The organism is Streptomyces sp. NPDC055078 (assembly GCF_053607985.1).
On record NZ_JBSGUP010000825.1, the window covers coordinates 1 to 3,208 of the forward strand.

Annotated in this window: 1 protein-coding gene; it reads right to left on the reverse strand. The window is 74.6% G+C overall.

Annotation, left to right across the window (positions count from 1 at the left end):
• Nucleotides 1-466: 466 nt before the first annotated feature.
• On the reverse strand, nucleotides 467-2,605 hold the full coding sequence (locus tag ACWF94_RS37285) for an asparagine synthase-related protein (RefSeq protein WP_453499169.1): 2,139 nt from the start codon (nucleotides 2,603-2,605) through the stop codon (nucleotides 467-469).
• Between the last annotated feature and the right edge of the window lie 603 nt (nucleotides 2,606-3,208).

Genomic DNA, 3,208 nt, shown 5'->3' on the forward strand with positions numbered 1-3,208 from the left:
CCCCGCTCCTCAATCGCCGGAGGGGCTGGATTTGCCGCCCGAGCGGCTGAATGTGCCTCCGGAGAGGCTGGAACGGACAGAGGCGGACCCGGAAAGGGACGGGCAAGGGTGAGCCAGGGAACGGGGACATGCGGAACCGGACCGGGAGGGGACGCGCAGGACTGGACTGGGAGGGGGACGCGCAGGGGTGGCGTCGGGACGTAAAGCGTGATTTGTGGCGCTGAAGAGCCCGAGACCCGCCAAGAGCCCGAAACGCGCCGTAAATCGTGCAGTCCCGACGTGACCCCGGAGCGGACCCCGGCCCCAACCCCGAGGCGCCTGGGGCAAGCCCAAGACCCCGACACCAAACACCGGCCCCAACCCCGCAGCACCCGGGCCCAGCCCAACAACCCCAACCCCAACCCCGCAGAACCCCGGACCAGCCCAAGACCCCGCACCGCACCCAGCACGCCCGCACCCCCCAGGGTCAGGAGCGCAAGGTCGGGCGGGGTGGGACGCCGCCCGCTACCGCGCGTTGGCGGGGGGCCGCGGTGCCGGTCCAGCAGGTGCCGCGGCGGGAGAGGAGGCGGCGGAGCCAGAGTTCGGTGGAGACGAGGTCGGCGAGGCCGTCGAGGGGCACCGGCTCGCCCTCGGACGCCGCGCGGAGGGCCTTGCGGATGACGCGGGCCTCGATGAGCCCGGCGTCCGCGAGGAGGGGGGCGTCGAAGAGGGCGATGAGGTGGTGGAGGGAGGCGCGCAGCCCGGTGCGGGCGGTCGCGGTGGAGGAGGCGGGGGTGGGGGCACCCCAGCCGGGGGGCAGGTCGTGGATGCCGGTGCCCGCGAGGACGGTGCGGAGGATGTCGGCGCGGGCGCCGGGGCGCACCCGGAGCGATTCGGGGAGGTCGCGGCAGGCGCGGACGACCTGGTTGTCGAGGAAGGGCGCGTGGATGCGCTGGCTGCGGACCTCCGCGGCCTGTTCCAGGATGCGCTGGTCGGTGGCGTGCCGGGCGAGGGCCGCCCGCGCCCGGGCCTCGCCGGGCCGCTGCACGGAGATGGGCCGGGTCGCCGCGGCCGTCAGGCGAACCGATACTTCAGCCAGTGCTTCCCCGGTGAGCCAGCGGGCCGCCGGCCCGGGGCGCGACCAGGTCAGCGCCGCGAGGGACGCTCCGAGCGGGCCCACGCCGTTGGTGCGGGCCCCGGCGCGGTTCGCTTCGAGGAGGGTGCCGGCGGCCGTCTCCAGACCGGTCCGGTAGGGGGTGCGGGCGAGGCGCCGGGCGGCCCGGTACACGGTCAGCGGGACGAACAGGGAGTGCGGCGACGGGCCTTCGGCGCGGGCGAGGGCGGTGACGGGCCGCAGCAGATGGCGCCGGCGCCGGTCGAGCAGCAGATCGGCGAGGCGCGCGGGGTGCGCGTCCAGGACCTGGCGGGCGCCCGCGCCGGTGAAGTGGTCGGCGCTGCCGGCGGCCAGCCGTCCGCGGTGGCGTTCGGCCACGACGAGGGAGGGGGCGGGTTCGTCGGTCAGCGGCCCGTTCTCCAGGTTCGCGTACGGCAGCCCCTCCTCCCCCGCCGCGACGACGACATGGTGCAGCCGGGGGTTCTCGGCGATGACACGGGCGCGTTCCAGCTCGGCTTCGCGGCCGTCCTCGGTGAGGTCGTTGTAGGTGACGGCGAGGAGCCGTTCGCCCGCGCCGGTGCCATGGCCGAGTACGGTGCCGGGGTTGCCGGGCAGTCCGGCGGCGAGCAGGGCGAGAGTGCCGGATGCGCTGCCTCCGGAGAGGTCGGCGCCGATGCCGGGCGCGGGACCGCCGCCGCGTGCCGCGCGCCGTTCGGCGGGCCCCATCCCGGGCACCGGACCGGGGTCGGGTGGCAGGGTCCCGGGCGCGTGCCGGGGCGCGGTGAGCCGTGCCCGTACGGCCTCGACCAGCGCGTCGCGTACTCCGTCGACGGCACGGTCCGCCTCGATCTGCGGCCCGGCGACGGCGAGGGAGGCGACGGGTTCGTATCCGGTGATCTCCCGGGAGCCCTCGCGCAGGATCAGCGCGTGGCCCGGCGGGATGCGCTTGACCCCTTCGTACGGGGTGGAGTCGCGCAGCGCCTCGGGGGACTCGGGGCAGGCGAGCAGGGCGGCGAGGTGCCCGATGTCCAGCTGTGCCTCGATGAGGTCGGCGAGGGGGAGCGCGGCGGTGGCGTAGGCGGTGCCGTTGGCCCAGGGGGTGTGGAAGACCGGTCTCGCCCCGGCCAGATCGCCGAGGACGGTGATGCGCCGGCCGGCCTGGACGACGGCGGTGTAACTGCCGGGCCAGGCGGTGAGATGGCGCAGCGCCCCGCCGCGCGCGGAGCGCAGTCCGGCGCGCAGTTCGTCGTCGCTCGCGGCGCAGCAGCCGAGGACGGCCATCCGGGTGGCGGGGGTGGAAGGGACGGTTCCGTCGAATCCGGGGGGCGCGTCGATGCTGACGACGCGCACCTCGTCGGGGCGCCAGTCGCCGACGGCCCAGAGCGGATCGGGGTCGCCCCACAGGAGTTGGGAGCCGACGGGGTGGACGGTCCGGCCCTCGTCGGATGCTCCGACGACGCCCGCCGAACCGAAGTTTGCGGCGATACTGCTCCACCCCACCAACCACCGCATCGCGCCTCCACAGGCTGTGGACAAAATTGTGGCCGCCGAACTCCGCCGGACTCCGCCGTACGAGGGAGTACGAAGGAGCACGAGGGAGCACGTTACGCCCGGTTCCGGCCCGGGAGCGCTCCGCACCCGGCGCGGGGCCTCCGCCCTGCGGACACCCGCCACCACTCGCCGTCAGGACAGACGCCGAACACAGGCGCACGGATGCCCACACAACCTGGAGTGCCCGATTCCGGAACGCGCCGCACCCGGCCGTTCGGGAACATGCTGCCACGAAGGAGGCGTATGGGAGGGGGTCCGGGTCGCGCGAGCAAAAAGTGAAAGCGCCCCTGGCATGGGCGATTTGGCGGCAGTTCCCCAAGAATCCACAAGAACCAGAATGATCGCGCCAGCGGCATATCTACACAGAAGCCATAAGACAGACAGTCGACATTCGGCCAATCTATGGACCCCGAAACGCCCCAGAAAGGCGCAGAAGGCGGCGGCACACCGTACCGGACGGCCGGCCGGTGATCCCGGCGGGGGCCCGGGAACGGCACCGGCGGCGTATCGCGGCCCGGGAGGCGGGCGACGCCTCCCGGGCCGGTCCGCCGCCCGCGGGGATAG